This is a genomic window from Streptomyces humi (assembly GCF_001005085.2).
Taxonomy (GTDB): Bacteria; Actinomycetota; Actinomycetes; order Streptomycetales; family Streptomycetaceae; genus Streptomyces; species Streptomyces humi.
Window position 1 is genome coordinate 1 of record NZ_LBMU02000206.1, and the last position, 292, is coordinate 292.

Below are 292 nucleotides of genomic sequence, written 5' to 3' on the forward strand. Positions count from 1 at the left end.
ACGCCAGCGGACTCCCCGTGGTGGCCGGGCCGACGGAGGCAGCGGCTCTGGGGAACCTGCTGGTACAGGCCCGTACCCACGGACTCGTCGGCGATCTCGCCGACCTGCGGCAGCTGCTCACCCGCACCCAGCCGCTGACCCGGTACTCACCGCGCGGCGACACCGCGCGCTGGGCGGCGGCCGAGTCCCGACTCGCCGCCCGGTGACCGGGTCTCCCGCCGCCCGCACCGGCCCACTACTCTGCACTCATCCGATGATCGACCTCTAGGAGCCGCGATGCGTGTCGCCCTGT

1 pseudogene is annotated in these 292 nt (G+C 73.6%); it reads left to right on the plus strand.

Features of this window, described 5'->3' with window-relative positions:
* A pseudogene (locus AAW13_RS43930) lies at nucleotides 1-206 on the plus strand (rhamnulokinase); the annotation flags it as partial.
* Between the last annotated feature and the right edge of the window lie 86 nt (nucleotides 207-292).